General features: G+C 68.1%; 19 protein-coding genes and 1 pseudogene. 7 read left to right on the top strand and 13 right to left on the bottom strand.

Annotated features, from left to right (window positions below; genetic code table 11):
* On the bottom strand, positions 1 to 447 hold a 447-nt coding region (locus HNQ09_RS08915), incomplete at its 3' end, for a prolipoprotein diacylglyceryl transferase (protein ID WP_184028106.1).
* A 184-nt stretch (positions 448 to 631) separates the two neighbouring features.
* Here HNQ09_RS08915 and HNQ09_RS08910 point away from each other — a divergent pair.
* Both HNQ09_RS08910 and HNQ09_RS08905 read left to right on the top strand, forming a co-directional pair.
* Positions 632 to 1,234: a DUF305 domain-containing protein gene (locus HNQ09_RS08910; RefSeq protein ID WP_184028104.1), complete on the top strand. Its 603-nt coding sequence runs from the start codon at positions 632 to 634 to the stop codon at positions 1,232 to 1,234.
* Positions 1,235 to 1,385: 151 nt separating this feature from the next.
* A complete protein-coding gene (locus HNQ09_RS08905; protein WP_184028102.1) occupies positions 1,386 to 2,147 on the top strand; it encodes a LysM peptidoglycan-binding domain-containing M23 family metallopeptidase in 762 nt (253 codons plus the stop codon).
* 608 nt (positions 2,148 to 2,755) lie between these two features.
* Here the strand turns inward: HNQ09_RS08905 and HNQ09_RS08900 are convergent.
* From HNQ09_RS08900 to HNQ09_RS08890, 3 genes are read right to left on the bottom strand one after another with little or no spacing between them, the layout of a single operon-like run.
* The gene (locus HNQ09_RS08900) at positions 2,756 to 3,604 is read right to left on the bottom strand and encodes an urease accessory protein UreH domain-containing protein (RefSeq protein WP_184028100.1); all 849 of its coding nucleotides are present in this window, start codon (positions 3,602 to 3,604) and stop codon (positions 2,756 to 2,758) included.
* A complete protein-coding gene (locus tag HNQ09_RS08895) occupies positions 3,601 to 4,449 on the bottom strand; it encodes a WD40/YVTN/BNR-like repeat-containing protein (protein WP_184028097.1) in 849 nt (282 codons plus the stop codon). The genes HNQ09_RS08900 and HNQ09_RS08895 overlap by 4 nt, the downstream gene beginning before the upstream one ends.
* 1 nt (position 4,450) lies before the next feature.
* On the bottom strand, positions 4,451 to 4,660 hold the full coding sequence (locus HNQ09_RS08890) for a hypothetical protein (protein ID WP_184028095.1): 210 nt from the start codon (positions 4,658 to 4,660) through the stop codon (positions 4,451 to 4,453).
* Positions 4,661 to 5,185: 525 nt separating this feature from the next.
* Here HNQ09_RS08890 and HNQ09_RS08885 point away from each other — a divergent pair.
* From HNQ09_RS08885 to HNQ09_RS19145, 3 genes and pseudogenes are all read left to right on the top strand, one after another.
* Positions 5,186 to 6,259, top strand: coding sequence for a YVTN family beta-propeller repeat protein (locus tag HNQ09_RS08885; RefSeq protein ID WP_184028093.1), 1,074 nt, complete (start codon positions 5,186 to 5,188; stop codon positions 6,257 to 6,259).
* A gap of 128 nt (positions 6,260 to 6,387) precedes the next feature.
* A pseudogene (locus HNQ09_RS19150) lies at positions 6,388 to 7,281 on the top strand (tagatose 1,6-diphosphate aldolase); the annotation flags it as partial.
* Positions 7,282 to 7,440: 159 nt separating this feature from the next.
* Positions 7,441 to 8,679, top strand: coding sequence for a type II glyceraldehyde-3-phosphate dehydrogenase (locus tag HNQ09_RS19145; protein WP_343057696.1), 1,239 nt, complete (start codon positions 7,441 to 7,443; stop codon positions 8,677 to 8,679).
* A gap of 524 nt (positions 8,680 to 9,203) precedes the next feature.
* Here the strand turns inward: HNQ09_RS19145 and HNQ09_RS08875 are convergent.
* Both HNQ09_RS08875 and HNQ09_RS18865 read right to left on the bottom strand, forming a co-directional pair.
* A complete protein-coding gene (locus HNQ09_RS08875; protein WP_184028090.1) occupies positions 9,204 to 10,097 on the bottom strand; it encodes a 3-hydroxyacyl-CoA dehydrogenase in 894 nt (297 codons plus the stop codon).
* 181 nt (positions 10,098 to 10,278) lie between these two features.
* The gene (locus tag HNQ09_RS18865) at positions 10,279 to 10,734 is read right to left on the bottom strand and encodes a DUF4158 domain-containing protein (RefSeq protein ID WP_246363238.1); all 456 of its coding nucleotides are present in this window, start codon (positions 10,732 to 10,734) and stop codon (positions 10,279 to 10,281) included.
* 559 nt (positions 10,735 to 11,293) lie between these two features.
* On the opposite strand from HNQ09_RS18865, the gene HNQ09_RS08865 reads away from it, so the two are divergent.
* Both HNQ09_RS08865 and HNQ09_RS08860 read left to right on the top strand, forming a co-directional pair.
* Positions 11,294 to 11,833 carry a TlpA family protein disulfide reductase gene (locus tag HNQ09_RS08865; RefSeq protein WP_343057692.1) on the top strand — a complete coding sequence of 180 codons (540 nt, stop codon included), beginning with the start codon at positions 11,294 to 11,296 and terminating at the stop codon, positions 11,831 to 11,833.
* Between the two features lie 49 nt (positions 11,834 to 11,882).
* Positions 11,883 to 12,461 carry an SMI1/KNR4 family protein gene (locus HNQ09_RS08860; RefSeq protein WP_184028085.1) on the top strand — a complete coding sequence of 193 codons (579 nt, stop codon included), beginning with the start codon at positions 11,883 to 11,885 and terminating at the stop codon, positions 12,459 to 12,461.
* Between the two features lie 195 nt (positions 12,462 to 12,656).
* On the opposite strand, the gene HNQ09_RS08855 is transcribed toward HNQ09_RS08860, so the two are convergent.
* From HNQ09_RS08855 to HNQ09_RS08825, 7 genes are all read right to left on the bottom strand, one after another.
* On the bottom strand, positions 12,657 to 12,818 hold the full coding sequence (locus HNQ09_RS08855; protein ID WP_184028083.1) for a hypothetical protein: 162 nt from the start codon (positions 12,816 to 12,818) through the stop codon (positions 12,657 to 12,659).
* A 24-nt stretch (positions 12,819 to 12,842) separates the two neighbouring features.
* On the bottom strand, positions 12,843 to 13,712 hold the full coding sequence (locus HNQ09_RS08850) for a class I SAM-dependent methyltransferase (RefSeq protein ID WP_184028081.1): 870 nt from the start codon (positions 13,710 to 13,712) through the stop codon (positions 12,843 to 12,845).
* Positions 13,703 to 14,497 (bottom strand): undecaprenyl-diphosphate phosphatase, encoded by a 795-nt coding sequence (locus tag HNQ09_RS08845; protein ID WP_246363237.1) that lies wholly within the window; start codon positions 14,495 to 14,497, stop codon positions 13,703 to 13,705. Before HNQ09_RS08845 ends, HNQ09_RS08850 begins: the two co-directional genes overlap by 10 nt.
* Before the next feature lie 55 nt (positions 14,498 to 14,552).
* Positions 14,553 to 14,933, bottom strand: coding sequence for an ArsR/SmtB family transcription factor (locus tag HNQ09_RS08840; RefSeq protein WP_184028077.1), 381 nt, complete (start codon positions 14,931 to 14,933; stop codon positions 14,553 to 14,555).
* A complete protein-coding gene (locus HNQ09_RS08835; protein ID WP_184028075.1) occupies positions 14,930 to 15,184 on the bottom strand; it encodes a glutaredoxin family protein in 255 nt (84 codons plus the stop codon). The genes HNQ09_RS08840 and HNQ09_RS08835 overlap by 4 nt, the downstream gene beginning before the upstream one ends.
* A gap of 52 nt (positions 15,185 to 15,236) precedes the next feature.
* Positions 15,237 to 15,866 carry a cation efflux transmembrane domain-containing protein gene (locus HNQ09_RS08830; protein WP_184028073.1) on the bottom strand — a complete coding sequence of 210 codons (630 nt, stop codon included), beginning with the start codon at positions 15,864 to 15,866 and terminating at the stop codon, positions 15,237 to 15,239.
* Positions 15,867 to 15,996: 130 nt separating this feature from the next.
* Positions 15,997 to 18,150 carry a heavy metal translocating P-type ATPase gene (locus HNQ09_RS08825; RefSeq protein ID WP_184028070.1) on the bottom strand — a complete coding sequence of 718 codons (2,154 nt, stop codon included), beginning with the start codon at positions 18,148 to 18,150 and terminating at the stop codon, positions 15,997 to 15,999.
* Positions 18,151 to 18,178 lie beyond the last annotated feature (28 nt).

The raw sequence follows: 18,178 nt of genomic DNA, 5'->3' as shown, positions 1-18,178 counted from the left end.
CACCCGGCCCACCGTATCGGTGCCGTTCATGATGTTGCCGATGCGCCCGCCGATGATCCCGAAGGCCACGCCCGGCACGAACAGGTCGGCGTACTGGTAGAAATTGAGTTTGTAGCGCCGGGTGTAGTAGATCAGCACCAGGATGCCGCCGATCAGCCCCCCGTGAATCGAGATGCCGCCCTGGCGCAGGTTGACGATGTCGAGCAGGATGCGCGGAAAGGGAATATTGGCGAACTGTTCCCAGGAGGTCGCCACGAACACGATGCGGGCGCCGACCAGACCCCACACGATGGCCCACAGCACCATGTCGCTGAAGAGGTCTACGTTCAGGCCGCGCTCGCGGGCCAGCCGGGTTCCGATCCACACGCCCAGGACGATGCCCAGCGTGATCAGGACGCCGTACCAGGCAATCGTGAAATTGCCGATCTGCAAAAAGACAGGATCCATGCCACCTCCAGTGCCCGGACCGGATGCGACCTGGCTGTGGTTGAGGGTATGTCCCGCTTGTTAAGCTGGTGTAAAGGTCGGCCTGAGTTCAATTGCCTGAAGTGCGCCGTGGGCACGTCGGGTGACCTCCGGTGCGGCCGAAGCGGTTTACAGAATATTTACAGGCCCCCGGTATGTTGGGGCCATGAAACGGAACCCGATGTTGATGGTGGGAGCAGGAATGGTGCTGGCTGGCGCGGCCGTCGCGCAGAGCAGCATGGGCGGGATGGACCACAGCCAGATGTCCGGCAGCACGATGACCGGCATGACCATGAAGATGGACATGAGTGGCCTCGAAAAACTTCAAGGGAAAGCCTTCGACCGCGCGTTTCTCAGCATGATGGTCCCGCACCACCAGATGGCCGTGGACATGTCGAAGGCCGTGCTTCCCAGGAGCAAGGACGTGACGGTCAAAACCTGGGCCAACGCCGTCATCAAGGATCAGAACCGCGAGATCAACCAGATGAACACGCTCCTCAAGAGCTACGGGGGCAGCAATGCCGCCATGGCCAACATGATGAAGAGCAGCATGAGCGGGATGGCTGATATGGTGACGAAAGCGAAGAACCCGGATGTGGCGTACGTGCAGGGCATGCTGCCCCACCACGCGTCCGCCATCGAGATGGCGAATATGGCGCTCGAGAAGACCAGTGATCCGCGCGTGCTCAAGCTTGCCCGGGACATCGTCCGGGCCCAGGCTCAGGAGATGTACGATTTCCGCACCTGGCTGATGAAGCGCGGCTTGTAAATTTCTCCCATGACGCCCATGCCCCGCTGGTCAGGGCATGGGCGTTTTTGATGTTTCAAAGCCTCCTCCCGGCGGAATGCCGCAGCCCTTGCGAGCTGGCGCCTGAACTTTACCCAATCTTTACAAGACTCCAGCATGCTGCTCGACATTCATGCGAGTGCCTTTTATTGCGACCCTGGCCCTGACCTGGCTCAGCCTGGCGGCCGCCGCCACCGTCACTGTCCAGCCGGGCGATACGCTCACGCGCTTGGCGGTCCGCCACGGCACCACCGTGAACGCCCTGATTCAGGCCAATCCCAGTGTGCGTCAGGGCCTGCTCAAGGCAGGCGCACGGTTGACCTTGCCGGGGGCTGTCGGCAGCTGGACCGTACGCCGCGGCGACACGCTCTCCACCGTCGCCCAGCGTCAAGGCATCACGCTGGCGGCGTTGCTCTCCGCCAACCGTGGCCTTGATCCTCAGGCACCCCTCCAGGTCGGCCAGAAGCTTGCGCTGCCGTCCACGAGATCCGCCGCGCGTCAGCCAGCCACCCCGACCGTGCGTGCTGCGGCCATTCGGGTCACGGCCGTGATGCCAGTGCAGGGCCGCCTGACCACGCCCTTTCTTGCCAGCCACCCGAGTCTGGACCTGGCCGCCCCGACCGGGACGCCTATCCGGGCTGCACGACCGGGCGTGGTCACGGAGTCTCATTTCGACAGTCAGAGCGGCTGGGGTTGGACTGTCCTCGTCGACCACGGCGACGGGATGACCACCCGTTACAGCCACAACAGCGCCAACCTGGCCCGGGTGGGGACTCGCGTGGAAGCTGGTCAGGTGATTGCGCGGGTGGGCAGTACCGGGAACAGTACCGGCCCACACCTGGACTACCGGGTCACGGTGCAGGGAACGCCTGTCAACCCTCTGAGTTTGTACTGAACATCTGCGGGCCTCACCCAGGAGAAGAGTGTGTCCCTGGTGGGGCACACCCGGAGTGGATGACGCCGCAAGACCTGACCGGCGGGACGCCTGGAGGGAGGCCTGGTGATGCGGCTCTTCCGCTGCATACCGCAGGCTTACAAAAAGGTCCGCGTCTGCGCTTGAAGGTGCAGCGTGAGAACTGCCGGGCGCTCATCCGCGCCCTCTCTGTCCATCCCCGGCACGGCCTGCCTTCTCCGCCCGGGAGAAGCTGAGCATGCCACTCTCTCGCGTCATGGACGGATCTCCCGCCTCCTGGCTCCGGAGTGGGAGATGGCTACTCCTGGCGGCGGTGCTGTGCAGGGGGATGTTGCGCACTCGGCGGGTGGCCGTACAACGCCCGCATCCCGCCCATACCCAGCCTGGGCGTGGGGGCCGTGCCGCTGGTGCAACTTGCCCCCTTGAACCTCGTTCGCCACTCCGGTCTGTCCCCCGCGGCCCGACACCTGAGTGGCGGCCCTGGCCTGGAACGAGAGGCACGTTGCCCATCCGGGCGAGGCCTCAGGAGAACAGGCGGGGCCCCCGAAGCCCCGCAGCCACCGCTGCGCTCTGCCGCGTCCCCATCTCCATCAGAGCAGCCAGGAAACGAAGGTGTCGTACAGCCCCGCCAGGACGAACACGGCCCCGGCCAGCGGTGTGGCCAGCTGGTGGACGCGCCCGAGTCCACCGACATACGTCTGCTGCTCGCTGGCCGAGGCGCCGGGCAGGAACGCGACCAGGACGAGCAGGGGAAGCGTCATCCCCAGCACGAACGCGACCGGGTACAGTGCGCCCAGCGGCGCAGTGAGCATCAGCGGGAGGGTGAGACCGAAGTAGAGCAGGAAGAGCGTCGGGCAGAACGCGAGGCTCAAGGCCAGACCCAGGAGGAACGCACCCAGCGTGCCGCGTCCCACGCGGGCGCGTTCCTCTAGCCGCCCCGCGAGGCGCGTTCCGAGGGTGAAGCGGAGGCGAACCACGCCCACCATCACCAGGCCCACGAGGAACATCAGCGGGCCCAGTACCCGCCGAACACCCATGAAGAAGTCGCCGGAGGCGGTCACGCTGCCGCCAAAGGCGTACACGGCTACAGCGCCCAGCGCAAGGTACACCAGCACGCGCGCCCCCACGAAGGCCAGGCTGCGCGGCCACACCCCCCTGGCGTGCCCGTCCCGCGCGACGTACGCGAGGGTCGCCGCACCTGTCGAAAGCTGGCAGGGGGCGGTGGCGGCCAGCAGGCCCAGCAAGAACGGCGTGAGCAGCGAGGCGCCCGTCCGGGCTCGCAGGGCCGTGACGGGGCCTGCCAGGGCGGCATTCAGGGTGCCGCTCAGCCGGTACAGGTCGAGGGCCACCTCCCGCAGGACCGGGGAGGCGGCTGGCCACGCGAGGAGGAGCGCGGCGACGAGGGTGCCTGCCGCGGCGAGCCGCCAGCGCGGCGTCACTGGCTCCAAGTCTTCCCCCCGTCCGCCGAGCGGTACACCGCGCCGCTTTCACCGGCGGCATACAGCCTCGTCTCGTCCCTGGGGTCGGCGGTGACCAGCAGCGCGCCTTCGGGCAGCCCCAGGTTCGTCCAGCTCGCGCCCCGGTCCTCCGAACGCGCCATACCGGCGGGACCAGCGAGATAGACGTTCCCGCTCACGGGATGAACGTCGAGGCCGGAACCGGCGGCCCGAGGCGCGGCTCCGGCACGTCGCCAGGTCGTGCCGTCATCCGAAACGATCAGCCCCTCCCCCATGCTGAGGGCATAGAGCCGTGGGATCTCCCCCGGGCCTGCCGCGAGCGCCATCGCGCCCGCCGTGGCCGGGGAAACGAAGCGCCAGTCCTGCCCGTTCTCGGCGCGGTAGAGGCCCTGCCCGGCGATATTCGCGTACCACACGCTCGGCCGACTCGGCAGGGTCACGAACCCGTGGATGTCCGTGCCCGGCAGATTCCCGAATCCGGTCTCCTGCCAGGTCTGCCCGCCGTCCCGGCTGACCTTCAGCACGTCGTGCCCGGCCATCACCAGAGTGCCGGGCATCGCAGGGACAAGCGACATGGCGTCTCCGGCACCCTCGGCAGCGCCCCAGGTCCTTCCGCCGTCCTCGCTGACCGAAACGCCCGCGTGCTCCCCGTACAACAGGCGGCCATCTGGGAGGACCCGCAGGGCGTGGAAGTCGCCGCTCAGCCGCCCCGCGGCCTGAGCCGGAGTGCCCTGCGTCTGCCACCACAGCGCGCCGCCCAGCGCGGCCGCGGCCAGCAGGGCCAGGGGCAATGCCGCGCGGCGCCGATGCCGAGCGCTCGTCGTCATGTCACGCGCTCCCGGCCAGCCCCGGAGCAGACGCAGGGGCCAGGGGCGGCGCGGCGTGTCTGATCCACAGCATCGAGAGTGGGCACGCGGCGGCCAGCAAGAAGGGCAGCGCCGCCCCTGACGTAACGGAGAACACCGTCCAGCACAACGTCACGGCGATGGCGAGGCCCTGGGCGACCTCCCAGTTCAAGCACATTCCCAAACGTTTCACGGACCTCACCATAGGGAAGGTCTGTTTAATTTCGGTAAAGCCGGAGGACGGAGGCCCGCTCCTCCGAATTCCGGCTCAGCGGGTTGCACTCGGCTCAGGGGCGTCTCGCCCAGCGCGGTCCGCAAAAAGCTGCTCCACCACCTCCACGCGCACGTCCGTGGAGATGACCCCCCGCCTCCCCAGGGCGGCTTCCAAGTTCGCCTCGACGCTCCCCGGGAGAAAGGTGCAGCCGGGCGTTTACCGTGTCGCCCTGGGCCACCGCGCGTGCTCTTCATTCCAAATGACCTGTCCCGTGGCCCTGGCAGCGTCCCTGCACCATGAGTACCCCCAAGTCAGCCTGGTCTTCCCGGGCTACCGGGGGTCCCGGGACGACCGAAGGCTCAGGGCAACAGCATGTGCGGCTTTGCACAAGTTTTACACACCCGCCCTAGCATGACGTCGGGCCGAGGACGGCACACCAGGACGGCAGGAGCCGGAGTGCCTTCACGCCGTTTCGGTTTTCCGGAGGAAGCAATGTCTACTCGTATGCTGCAAGTCGTTCCGCTGTTGGGGTTGTTCCTGGGCGTGTCCACCGCGACCACCCTGGGTGGAGGAGGGGCGCCGAATGTGCGCGGAAGTGTCTGGGTCGCGGATGAGACGACCGGGAGCCTGACGGTGATCGACGCCGCCACCCGGCGCGTCCAGGCCACCCTGAGCGGGGTGCCCTCGCCCCACAATGTTCAGCTCGCTCCCGACGGCAAGAGCGTCTGGGTCGTGCTGGGCGAGCAGGCGCGGGCGGTCAAGATCGACGCGGCCAGCTACCGGCTGCTGGGCAGTGTCCCGACCGGGGCGTCTCCTGCCCACGTCATCGTCAGTCCTGACGGAAAGCGCACGTACGTCACGAATGGCGAGGACGGCACCGTCACGATCATCGACGCCGCCGCGCTTCAGCCTCTGGCGACCGTGAAGGTGGGGGCGCACCCGCACGGCCTGCGCCCCAGCCCGGACGGGCGGTGGGTCCTCGTGGCGAACACCGGCGGGAACAGCGTGAGCTGGATCGACGCCCGGACCTCCCGCACGGTCGCGGAGCTTCCGGTCGGCCGCGCCCCGGCGCAGGTCGCATTTGCGCCGAACGGCCAGACGGCGTATGTCACGCTCCGCGACGAGAACACGGTGGCCAGGATCGACGTCGCCACCCGGAAGGTCCTCGGGAAGGTGCGGGTGGGTCCCGGGCCGATCCAGATCACCGTGACCCCGGACAACCGCTTCGTCCTGGCGGCCAACCAGGGCACCCCGGAGCGCCCCGGCCAGACCCTATCGGTCATCGACGCCGCGAAGTTCAGCGTGGTGGCGGACATCGCGACCGGCGCGGGCGCCCACGGCGTGACGGTGGACCCCACCGGGCGCTTCGCGTACGTCACCAACACTTACGCCAATACCCTCGCGGTGGTCGATCTGGCGGCCCGCCGCACCGTCGCGCGGGTGCCGACCGGTGGGGGGCCGAACGGGGTGAGCTTCTCGCCCCTCGCGCCGACTCCGGGGGGCGTCCGTGACCTGGGTCTGGGCCAGATGAAGATAGAGCCAAGTCCCGGCGAAGAGCAACACGAAAGCCACCACTGAGAGGGCGCCCGCCGCCGACCCGTTGGTCCGGTTGCCTCGTTGTCTCCCTCCGGGACCCCGGAAACTCCAGGAGAAGCCAGGATGCCCTCACGATCAGGAAACTCCGCGGACTGTAACGCCTCGCCACCCGGGAAGGGCTGTTCGTGATGACGGCCCTCGACCACCGCGGGTCGCTGCAACGCACGATCGACCCCCAGCACCCGGAAGCGGTGGGCGCCGCCCGCCTCACCGGGTACAAGCTGGACCTCACCCATGCCCTGGCCCCGGTGTCCAGCGCGGTGCTGCTCGATCCCATGTACGGGGCGGCGCAGGCCATTGCGGCGGGAGCGCTGCCGCGGGACACGGGCATGCTGGTCGGCGCGCAGGCCACCAGGCACAACGACGACCACGGAACGCGGCACACCGGGTGGAGCGTGCAGCGCATCCGGCGAATGGGCGCGGACGCGGCAAAGCTGCTGGTGCCCTCCCACCCTGGCCGGGAGGACGCGGCGGCGCGCCAGCGGGAGGTGACCTCCGCGTTCATCACCGCCTGCCGGGAAGAGGACCTGCCTGCCCTGGTCAAGCCCGTCGCGTACCCCGGCACGCCCGGGGACGAGGCCCCCGAGGTGTTCGCCCGGCGTAAGCCTGACCTGGTGATCCGCAGCGCCCGGGAACTCACCGCGCTAGGCGTGGACGTCCTCAAGGCGGAGTCTCCCACCGACCCACGCTTCGAGCAGGATGAGGGCCGGATGCGCGCCGCGTGCGAGGCGCTGGATGCCGCGTCCAGCGCCCCGTGGATCCTGCTGTCGGGCGGCATGCCCTTCGAGCTGTTCGCCCGCCAGGTGCGGATCGCGGCCCAGGCCGGGGCGTCCGGCTTCCTGGCGGGACGCGCCATGTGGCAGGAGGCGATGGGGCTCGGGGATGAGCGGGAGCGCCAGCACTCGCTCGGCACGGTGGGGGCCGGGCGGGTGCGCCAGCTCGCGGACCTGGCCGGGGAGTTCGGCCGTCCATGGTGGCGCAGGTGGGGGGCTGAGCCCGGCCGCCACGTGAGCGGCGGCGAGCATTGGCACGCCCGCTCCGGGGCCAAGGGCGCGGAAGGAGGGCCTGAACCTGTGGCTCCACACGCCCGACGCACCTCGGGAGCCCCGGCAACTGTTCGCCAGGTGGCCCGGACCTCCGGCCGCACCCAGACGGGAGACGCGATGTTCAGCGCAGCTTCAGCCGCGAGGCCGGGCCTGCTTGACCCGGCTGCCGAGGCTGGATTCGGATGGCACACCACCTCTGGTGTTCTGGAAAGGGAGGACAGCATGACTTTATCGACGGGAAAAGTTCGGGTGGCCGTCAACGGTTACGGCGTGATCGGCAAGCGCGTTGCGGACGCGGTCAGCGCGCAGGATGACATGGAGCTCGTGGGTGTGGCAGACGTAGTATCGGACTACCGCATTCGTGTGGCGGTCGAGCGCGGGTACCCGGTGTACGCCAGCGTTCCGGAAAGGTCGGGCGAGATGCAGGCCGCCGGGGTGCCCGTGGCCGGAACGCTCCAGGAACTACTGGCGCAGGTGGAGGTGGTGGTGGACTGCGCCCCCAAGAAGGTCGCAGCTGCCAACCAGGCCGCGTACCAGGCGGCGGGCGTCAAGGCGATCTGGCAGGGGGGGGAGAAGCACGAACTGGCGGGGTACTCGTTCGTGGCGCAGGTGAATTACGCGGGGGCGCTGAACCGGGACTCCGCGCGGGTGGTGTCCTGCAATACCACCGCCCTCAGCCGGATCAGCCACGCCCTGCACGGACGCGGCCTGGCCAGGCGCGTACGGGCCGTACTGATGCGGCGCGCGACCGACCCGTGGGAGTCGCACCGGAACGGCATGATCAACACGGCCATCCCGGAAACGAAGGTGCCCAGCCATCAGGGCCCGGACGCCCAGACGGTGATCCCGGGGCTGGACATCACCACCCTGGCCGGGGCGGGTCCCTACAACCTCAGCCACCTGCACTTCGCCATGATCGAGACGACGCGCCCGGTGGACGTGGAAGAGCTGCGCGCGATTCTTCTGGACACGCCGCGTGTGGCGCTGGTGCGTGCGGCGGATGGCCTGGAGGCGCTCAACAGCGTGATGGAGTTGATGCGCGACCTCCGGCGCCCCCGCGGCGACATGTGGGAGGTGGCGGTGTGGGAGGACGCCCTGGCCAGCGACGGGCGCGAGGTGTACCTCACCTTCCAGGTGCACAACGAGGCCATCGTGATTCCCGAGAACGTGGACTGCATCCGTGCGCTCAGCGGCCTCGAACCCGACGCGGCGGTGTCCATCGCGAAGACCGACGCCAGTCTGGGCATCACCCGCCACTTTCTGCCCTCGACCCGGCCGCCGCACGTGACGCCGGGTGAAGGAACGCCCGCCGGTTTCAAGGGGGCTGAAGAGCCGACGGCCCCCGGTGACGGATGAACAGGTCTTGGCAGCGGGGAGGCACCTGAATGCTGGCGATCCCCTACGCGAACGGGACACTGGGTTCTCCATGCTGGAGGTGGGACTTCTGCGACGGCGCTCTGGTTTCGTCTGCTCTCCACGAGTGCGCTCGCTGGGGCCAGCATGAGCGCGCCCGTCACGGGTTCGACGTGGGCTCTGCAACCGATGCCCAGATAAGCCACGTTGCACGAAGTCAAAGCACTTGGGCCGCAAGATCACGGTTCAGGACCAAGCTGCTTATGAGGCGTTGCGCACTCTGCGAATTCAGCAGCAATCGCTGGAACGGAAGGAACCGTGTCAGTCGCCGTTCGTGCCCATGGGGCACGAACCGATCGGTACCGCGGGAAGCCAAGTTGCGCGTTCAGGGCACGGCCGTTGCTGCGGGCATCAACTTGCGGCGCGTGTATGCATGGTGGCAGGGGGTGCCGAGAGCGACCACCCGCACAGCCCAGTTTGCCCGCCTGCCACTCCCCGCCTGACTTCGCCAACGCCTAATCCAGCCGTTACTTCAGGAAGTCCTGCTGGAGGTAGGCCGGGTTCGGGTAGGTGTAAAAGCCCTCACCCGTGGCGATGCCCAGCTTGCCCCGGTCGATGTACTGCTCCTTGAGGTACTGCGCCACCGCCCCGCGCCCCTCGTCGCCCTCAGCCGCCGCCGCCATGTTGATGTTGTACGGCGTCGTCAGGCCGATCACGTCCAGAATGGCAAAGGGTCCCCGTGGCGCACCGGTCGCCACCATCCAGGTCTTGTCCACCGTGTGTGGATCGGCGACCCCCTTCACGACCAGTTCCAGGGCTGCCCCCAGCAGCGGCACCAGCAAGGTATTGAGGATGTACCCTGGCTGCTCCTTGTGCAGCGGCAGCGCGACCATGCCGATGTCTTTGGCGAAAGCCACCACCTGATCGAATACGGCGTCGTCGGTTCTCGGGGTCCGCATGATCTCCGCCGTGTTGTTCACCCAGATCTGGTTGGCAAAGTGCAGGGCCAGGAACCGCTCGGGTCGCCCGGTGGCCTCCATCAGGTTACTGGGCAGCAGGGTCGAGGTGTTGGTCGCGAAGATGGTGTCCAGGTCGGCGATCGCGCCGAGCTTCTGGTAGAAGTCCCGCTTGAGGTCGATGACTTCCGGGATGGCCTCGATCACCAGCTCCACGCCGCGCACCGCCTCGCCCAGGTCGGTGAAAAACGACAGGCGGCCCTGCGCGGCCTGGGTCTGTTCGGGCGTGGCCTGGATGTCCTGCTGATACCGCTCCTGCAAGCCCTGCATCGTGGCCCTGGCCCGGGTGATGGCCTCGTCGTTGATGTCATAGACGCGTACGTCGAAGCCGTGGAAGGCGGTCTGAAAGGCGATTTGCGAACCCAGCACTCCACTGCCACACACCGCGACGGTCCTGATGGTCATGTTCAACACTCCTGGCTGCGGAGCAGCGAAGCAACAGCAGCCTTCCGTTCCGTTGCCTCTAAATCGTACCCCAGGCTCCCGGTCATGGGCCTCCGTCAGGGAAGCGATACCGTGGGCGAAGTCGAAAACAGGTGTGTTGTCGGAGGGTCGAGCTATCGGTCGGGTCCGTCAAACACCGGCCTCACCCAGCTTCCCCCGGACTTCGCCAACGGTATCGGGCAGCTGCGCCAGCTTGCAAAAGGACGAGACAAGAAGGTGGCCTGAGCAAAGCGCGGGAGGACGAGGACTGGCCGCGCTTTGCTGAGGCCGCTGCGCGTCCCAGGTCCAGGCGGGTGGTCATGTCGAGGCGAAAGATGCCATCCGGGTTGACGTGCTGATAGATCAGCGGCGTGCGCGCCCGCCAGTCGTACCGCTCGAACTGCGTGACCTTAACGCCCACCTGACGGGCGACGAACGCCACGGCGGCGTGGGGGACGTCCCTCGTGCGGGCCGGGAATCGGCCCTCGTGCTGGAAGGCCTTGAGCATCACCGCAAGGCCAAGGCAATTGGCCTCATGGCTGCCCGCGAGGAGAGCCTGCTCGGCAGGAAGGAGGGTCCAGTCGTCGATCAAGTCCTCAACGGTCCAGTGCTGCTGCATGGAGTCTCCTTGCAGGAGGGGTCACCCCAGGAATGGCGTGAAAACCAACGCTGGGCCAGAGTCAACGTGACATAGGCTCGTGGCAGGGTACCAGCCATGAACCAGGGTCTGCACTGGGGAAAGCCCCCTGACCGTTTAGCTTAGACCTTCCCGGAACGCCACGCCTTTGCCAGCCTCAGCTACAGTTTCTCCGCATGTTCAAATCCTGGTTGCCATCCTCATGACATCTGTACGTCTGTACAGATACCTTACAAGTGTATGCGTCCAGTGTCCTCAGCCATCGGTCTTTCCAGGACGCCGATCCTCACTTCCCGCGCCGTTCTCCGTCCTGGCCCTGGTGCCCGATGGGGTTCCCTGCACGGTCTGCTGAAGTGCACTGGAGCAGGCGAAGCTTCGAGGACTACACGCCCGGGAAGCACACCTTGAGGGCTGAGGTTCAAGGGGCCGCAGTCCACTCCGCTCCGGCCCTGCTGACGAAGGGGGCAGAGGCCTGCCCCTGGCCACTGGAAGGGCGCAACCCGTGAATTCGACTTCCCCTTCCCCTGGCCCTCACGCCCCGGTGACCCTGTGGCGACGCCTGCTGCCGCCCGTGCTCGCGGCTGCCCTCGCGGTGGTCCTGGGCGTGGCCCTGCTCAACCCAGCGCGCGGCACAACCAGCGGCGGCCCGCTCGTCGGAAAGCCAGCCCCCGCCTTCGCCCTCCAGAGCCTAGACGGTGCGCCGGTTCGGTTGGCGGACCTGCGTGGTCGGCCCGTCGTGCTGAACTTCTGGGCGTCGTGGTGTACCCCGTGCCGCGAGGAAGCGCCCCTGTTCCGTGAACTCAGCGAACGGCAGGAGGCCAGCCAGGGCCTCGCCGTGATCGGCATCCTCTTCCAGGAGACCAAAGAACAGAACGCCCGCGACTTCATTCGTGAATTCGCCCTCGCGTATCCCAGCCTGCGTGACCCCCAGTCCAGAACCGCGATCAACTACGGCGTAGGCGGCATTCCCGAGACGTTCTTCATCGACAGGGCAGGCGTGGTTCAGCACCTGGACCGGGGCGGCCTGAACCGCGAGCGGCTGAACGTCGGGCTGGACAAGATCGGGGTGGGCAGGCTGTGAGCGATGGCCTGGGCCCGGCCGCCCCCCTGGCGGGCAGGAGAGCAATCTCGTGTCCTGGACAGCTTTCCCGAACTGTGTCTCCGACCTGACGCCCGGGCTGCTCGCGGGTCTCGCCCCGCCTGCCCCGGCCGAGGACCTCCGGGCCCTGACCGCGGCGCTGAACAGCCCGCCTCCAAACGACGTCCATCAGGTGCTCGCCACCCACAACGGGCAACGGGCCGGGCACCGCCTGCTGTTTGGCCTGAAACCGATGAGTGCGCACGGCATCACCCACCATCGCCAGAGCGTCGCCCGCCTCCTGGAACGTGAGGGGCCTGTGCCGGTGACGAATCTGGACGGGCGCACGCAGGCGTACGAACCGAATCCGCACCACGTCCCGCTGTTCACGGACAACACCGGGAATTTTCCCGGCTTCTCTCTGGCCCCAGTGGCGTCGGGCGTGTGGGGCCAGGTCGTCGTCTTCGGACTGGACATCCCCTGTCCCCGGGTGGTCGCCAATTCGTTTCACACGCTTTTTGAGGAGCTGAGCGCCGAACTCCGGCAGGGGAACTTCCTGATCCAGGAAGTGGGAGGGTACGTCTTCATGAAGCCTGGGAACGGCTCGGCCCTGTCACAGATCCTGCCGTAAGTGTGGGGGAGGTGGACTCGCCCACCAGCCCTGCTCCGGTCCTTGCCCCAGGCGGATGCACGCTCCCCAAGGTTTCAACGGCCGTCCGGGTGTGTCTGAGGACCAACGCCCTCTCCTGGGCGAGACTGATCGTGCTCCCTTCTTGCCGGGCGATACCCCGTCCACGTGATGCCCGACTCAACCTGAGCCTTCCATTCAGCGGGCAGGACCCGCCGGTGTGACGTCCCCGGTCGGCGCCTCCTCGAGGGGCGGAGCATCCAGCCGCCGGTCCCAGGCGCTGAGCAGACCGAGCAGGAGCAAGGCCAGCAGCAACCCCAGGGCGGCACGCCTTCCCGTGGAGGTGTTGGACTGAGGCATGGGTGTCCCCCTCAAGGCGTGCCGTCAGGGTGAGAAGAACCCTGGCACGCCGACAGCGCGCCCCGATGGCGAGAATTGGTAGCGCAGCAGGCGGTGCAGCCGCCGCAGCGCTGGGACCTGCCGCAGCACCCGACAAGCGGTCCGCTCCACCCTGGGCAGCCGCGCGAATCCCGGGAGACCCAGCAGGCCAACGTCGTCAAGGAGGTGGAAGCCTGGAGGCCAGGCTTCCACCTCCCGGGGGTTTTCCAGGCCCCAGCGCAAGGTGGCGCCGGACGCGCGTAGGGCCGGGTGCCGCGCGCCCCAGCGCACCCCCAGCGGGCTGAGGGCGTCGAACACCAGCTCCCCCGAAGGAAACGCCCCACCCAGCCGCGTGAGCAGCGCGCGCACCTCGGCCTCCGGCAGGTACATCAACAACCCCTCCGCGACCACCAGCACCGGGCGATCTGCGGGGACCGACCGCAGCCACCCTGCGTCCGTCACCGAGGCGGTGATCATCTGGTAGCTCGGTCCCTCCTCGCGGGGGTAGGCGACCCGACGCAGCGCGATCACGTCCGGCAGATCGAGGTCGAACCAGCGCACGCCGGGAGGGGGGTCTACCCGGTCCACCCGCCCGTCCAGACCGCAGCCCAGATGAAGCACAGTGGCCGCCGGGTGCCGCGCGAGGAAGGCCATCGTCCACCCGTCGAGGTGCCGGGCACGCAGGGCCAGCCCGAAGGCGTCGCCGCGCAGGGCAGGCAGGGGCGGGGCGGCCTGCCCCAGACGAAGCAACGCCTGGGCCGCCGTCTCGTCGCGTAGGATCGGGTCGGGCCACGCATTCTGACGCGCCCTGACGACGAGCGGGATCAGCAAGGTCGCCTGCTCCGGGGTCAGCCAGACCGGCCTGCTCAGCGCCACAGCGCCCACCCCAGGATGGCGAGACCCGCGAGCACCCGGTACACCGCGAAGGCCCGGAAGTTGTGCCGGGAGACATAGCGCAGCAGCCAGCCCACGGCCAGCAGCGCCGTGACAAAGGACACGGCCAGCCCGACAGCGAGTGGACCGAGCTGCGCCGCGCCCAGCACCTCCCGGCCCTTGACCAGGGCATACAGGGTCGCCAGGCCGAGGGTCGGGATCGACAGGTAGAACGAGAAGGCCGTGGCAGTCGGCCGGTCGAGGCCGGTGAGCAGGCCGCCGATGATGCTCGACGCGCTGCGCGAGACGCCCGGCACCAGGGCAAGACACTGCGCGCACCCCACCACCAGGGCCTGACGCTGGCTCACCTGGGTCAGGCCCTGCGTGGTGGCCGCCACAGGCCGCCCTTCGATCACCCACAGCGCGATGCCTCCAAGAATCAGGGAGATCGCCACGGTGACCGGGGAGAAGAGGTAACGGGTGATCAGGTCACTGAACAGGAAGCCCAGGACCGCCGCTGGCACAAAGGCCAGGGCGACGCCCAGCCATAAGCGGCGCGCGTCCACGCTTGTGGGCAGGGCGCGGGCCTGGCCGACCAGATCGCGCCAGTAGTACACGATCACTGCCAGGACCGCCCCAAGCTGAATGACGATCTCGAAGGTGCCACCCGAGTTACGAAACCCCAGCAGGTCGGCGGTGACGATCAGGTGGCCGGTGGAGGACACTGGCAGGAACTCGGTGATGCCCTCGACCAGACCCAGGAGGGCTGCTGCGATGGTGTCGTTCAAGAGAAGTCCTTGGGAAAAGACGAGGGCGGAACGGTCGCCTGATGCGGCCCCGTCCTCACATGACCCGGGCATGCGCCAGCATGTCCGCAATCAGCCGCGTGGTGTGGTCGTTCGCCAGCCGGTAATACGCGATCCGCCCCACCTTCCTGAAGGTCACCAGGCCGAGCGCCCGCAGGTGGCGCAGCTGGTGACTCATGGTGGACTCGTTGATGCCCGCGATCACCGCCAGGTCGCACACGCACAGGTCTTCCAGTGCCAGCGCCGAGAGGATACGCAGCCGGGTGGGGTCAGACACCACCTTGACCAGGCTGGTCGCGCGCTCAATCAAAGCGTCGTCAGGCAGCCCGGCCTCCACCCGCGCCACCGCCTCCGGGTGGACACAGTGGACCTCGCAGTCCGCGGCGCGGTCAGTCTTCACGTCAGGGGTCGTGGTCATACTCCATTCTCCCGCAGAGCGGCCTCCAGCAGGGGGCGCTGGTCGTCGAAGGTGCCGTAGAAGGCCTGCTCGCCGATCACGGTCACCGGGGCGATGCGGACGTTGGCCCGGGCCTGCATCTCCGCCAGGGCCGCGGGGTCCTCGCGAACGTTCTTCTCGGTGAACGGCACGCCACGGCTTCCCAGGAAGCGTTTGACGGCCTCGCACGACGAGCAGTTGGGGACGGTGTAGACGGTCACAGTCGGGGGCATGGGACACCTCAGAAGGAAAGGAAGTGAGGGAGCAGGGAGGGCGTGTGCGGCATCAAGCCTCCGACCGGGCATCTTCCGCCGCCTCAGCGGCTTCGGACAGGATCTCCCGGCCCCCGTTGGCCGCGATAGCCGACACGACCAGGCCGAGAATCAGGTCCGGCAGGTTCGAATCCAACCACAGCACCAGCGCTCCGGACAGCACGATCGCCAGGTTCACGAGCGAGTCGTTGCTGGTGAAGATGGCCGACGCCTTGAAGTTGACGTCCTCGCCCTGGTGGCGCCTGAGGAGCCGCAGGCAGACCAGGTTCAGCGCCGCGTTGACGGCGGCCACGGCCATCATCGCGGGACCGATCGGCTCTTCACCCCCGAAGAACCGGCGCAGCACCTCCACAAACAGCAGCGCCGCGAGGCCGATCAGGAGCCACCCGGACAGGCGGGCGGCGCGGACCTTGATGGTGGCGGCGCGGCCCACCGCGTAGAGGCTGACGCCGTAGACAGACGCATCGGCCAGGTTGTCGAGGGCCGCGCCGATCACGGCCGTAGAGGATGCCCAGACGCCGACCCCCGCGCCAGCCAGGGCTTGCCCGAGGTTGATCAGCAGCACCAGCCACAGGATGCGGCGGTCAGCCGCCTGGCTGGCGTCGAGGTGGGGTGCGTCGTCGTCTGTCCGGGAGTCGCTCATGGGCGTTCACCTTGCTGATGGCCACCGCTGACGGTGCATGCGCTGTGGGTTCCGAAGGCCAGGGCTGTACCGGAAAGGGGGTTCGTGGTAGTTCGTTGCTGCGAAGGCGAGGGCTGCGGTGGGCAGCCGCTCACGCGCCGGGCTTGAAGCGCAGCAAGCGCAGGGCGTTGGCCGTCACCAGCACCGTAGCGCCGGTGTCGCTGAGGATGGCGGGCCACAGGCCGGTGATCCCGAGCAACGTGGTGACCAGGAAGATGGCCTTGAGGCCCAGGGCGAAGGCGACGTTCTGACGGATGTTGGTCATGACCGCACGGGAGAGCTGCACCAGTTCCGCGACCCCGGTGACCGAATGGCGCAGCAGGGCGGCGTCGGCGGTCTCCAGGGCCACGTCCGTCCCGCCACCCATCGCAATGCCCACGTCCGACTGGGCCAGTGCAGGGGCGTCGTTGATGCCGTCCCCGACCATCGCCACCTTACCGGAGGCTTTCAAGGCCGCGATGCGCTGGAGCTTGTCTTCCGGCAGCAGTTCCGCTTCCACGTCCAATCCCAGGTCACGCGCGATGGCGTTCCCCGTGCGGGCGTTGTCGCCAGTGAGCATGAGGGAACGGACGCCAAGACCTTTGAGCCGGGCCACCGCTTCCTTCGCGTCCTGACGTGGCTCATCCCGGATGGCGAGCAAACCGAGCACCTGGCGGCCGTCGAGCAGCACCACCACCGTCTTGCCCTGCTCCTCCAGCCGGGCGATCTGCGCCTGCTCGTCAGGGCTCAAGGAGGCCACTTCCACGGCGTAGCGCGGGGACCCCACCGCGAGGGCACGGCCCTGCACTGTGGCGGTCACGGCCTTGCCGGAAATGGCCTTGGCGTCCTGGGCAGCGGGAACGGCCTGCCCCTGGACACGGGCGAGGATCGCCTTGGCGAGCGGGTGCGCGCTGCCAGTTTCGACAGCGGCGGCCAGGGTCACTACCTCCTGCTCGGAAGCGCCCAGGGGAACGATGTCCGTCACCTGTGGCTTGTTCTCGGTGAGGGTGCCGGTCTTGTCGAAGGCGATGGTCGAGACGCTGCCGATGGTCTCCAGGGCGGCGCCGCCCTTGATCAGGAGGCCGCGCCGGGCTCCGGCGGAAATACCGCTGGTCACGGCAGCAGGGACGCTCAGCACCAGGGCGCAGGGGCAGGCGATCAGGAGCAGGGCCACGCCCTTGTAGATCCACTCGTTCCAGGGCTGGCCGAACAGCAGAGGTGGGAGGACGGCGAACAGGAAGGCCACGGCCATCGCCGCCGGGGTGTACCAGCGGGAGAAACGGTCGATGAAGCGCGCGGTGGGTGCCTTGGACGACTCGGCCTCCTCGACCAGGTGGATGATCCGGGCGATGGTGTTGTCCGAGGCCCCCCGGTCCACCCGGACGGTCAGCACCCCGTCGGTGTTGATGCTGCCCGCGTAGACCGGATCGCCGGGACGCTTGTGGACGGGCACGCTCTCGCCGGTCACCGGGGAGTCGTCGAGGTTGGAGTCGCCCTCGGTGATAGTGCCGTCTGCTGGGACACGGCCACCCGGCTGGACCCGCACGAACTGGCCGACCTGAAGCCCCTCGACGGGCACCTCGCGGGTCTGACCACCTTCGAGCAGCAGGGCGGTCTTGGGAGCCAGCGCCGCGAGCGCCTGAATCCCTGCCCTGGCCCGCCCGGCCGCGACGTTCTCCAGCAGTTCGCCGATGGCGAAGAGGAAGACGACGAGTGCCCCTTCCGCCGCCTCCCCGATGGCGATGGCGCCGATGGCGGCCACGCTGATCAGGGTGTTGATGGTGAAAGGCTCACCCAGGCGGGCGCTGGCGACCGCTTTGCGGAGGAGCGGCCAGGTGCCGATGGCGGTCGCGGCCGCGTACGCCCAGAAGGCGAAGGGAGGCGCGATCAGGCTGAACAGCAGGGCGACGACGAGCAGCCCACCCGTGAGCAAGACGTTGCGGCCCTTCCCGGTCTGGTACCAGGGCAGTTCGACCCGGGCTGGACGGGGAGTGACTGGGGTGGCTGTGCCGGGCGTGGTGCTAACTTCGCCCTGCAATTCCGGTGGGTAGCCGATGGAGCGCAGGGTTTGTTCGAGCTGTGTCCTCGGCGTCCTGGTCTCGTCCAGCGTGAGGCTGAGCGTCTGGGTGGTGAAGTTGACCTTGGGCTCCCCCACTCCCGGCAAACGAGTCACCACGCCCTGCACCTTGTTGGCGCAGTCGGCGCAGTCCATGTTGTTCACGAAGTAGCGCAGGGGCGTCCCTGAGGTGGAGGGGAAACCTGTCATGCCCTAAGATATCTGTATGAATGTACAG

The sequence above is a fragment of the Deinococcus budaensis genome (assembly GCF_014201885.1).
Taxonomy (GTDB): domain Bacteria; phylum Deinococcota; class Deinococci; order Deinococcales; family Deinococcaceae; genus Deinococcus; species Deinococcus budaensis.
Note: the sequence above shows the minus strand (reverse complement) of the source record. Positions and strands in the feature narration are given on the sequence as shown.

Coding starts and splice junctions, on each gene's coding strand:
- HNQ09_RS08895 (WP_184028097.1), bottom strand. CDS start 4,449: ATGACGACGAGCGCTCGGCATCGGCGCCGCGCGGCATTGCCCCTGGCC.
- HNQ09_RS08855 (WP_184028083.1), bottom strand. CDS start 12,818: ATGCCTCAGTCCAACACCTCCACGGGAAGGCGTGCCGCCCTGGGGTTG.
- HNQ09_RS19145 (WP_343057696.1), top strand. CDS start 7,441: ATGTTCAGCGCAGCTTCAGCCGCGAGGCCGGGCCTGCTTGACCCGGCT.
- HNQ09_RS08875 (WP_184028090.1), bottom strand. CDS start 10,097: ATGACCATCAGGACCGTCGCGGTGTGTGGCAGTGGAGTGCTGGGTTCG.
- HNQ09_RS18865 (WP_246363238.1), bottom strand. CDS start 10,734: ATGCAGCAGCACTGGACCGTTGAGGACTTGATCGACGACTGGACCCTC.
- HNQ09_RS08840 (WP_184028077.1), bottom strand. CDS start 14,933: ATGACCACGACCCCTGACGTGAAGACTGACCGCGCCGCGGACTGCGAG.
- HNQ09_RS08910 (WP_184028104.1), top strand. CDS start 632: ATGAAACGGAACCCGATGTTGATGGTGGGAGCAGGAATGGTGCTGGCT.
- HNQ09_RS08905 (WP_184028102.1), top strand. CDS start 1,386: ATGCGAGTGCCTTTTATTGCGACCCTGGCCCTGACCTGGCTCAGCCTG.
- HNQ09_RS08885 (WP_184028093.1), top strand. CDS start 5,186: ATGCTGCAAGTCGTTCCGCTGTTGGGGTTGTTCCTGGGCGTGTCCACC.
- HNQ09_RS08835 (WP_184028075.1), bottom strand. CDS start 15,184: ATGCCCCCGACTGTGACCGTCTACACCGTCCCCAACTGCTCGTCGTGC.
- HNQ09_RS08830 (WP_184028073.1), bottom strand. CDS start 15,866: ATGAGCGACTCCCGGACAGACGACGACGCACCCCACCTCGACGCCAGC.
- HNQ09_RS08825 (WP_184028070.1), bottom strand. CDS start 18,150: ATGACAGGTTTCCCCTCCACCTCAGGGACGCCCCTGCGCTACTTCGTG.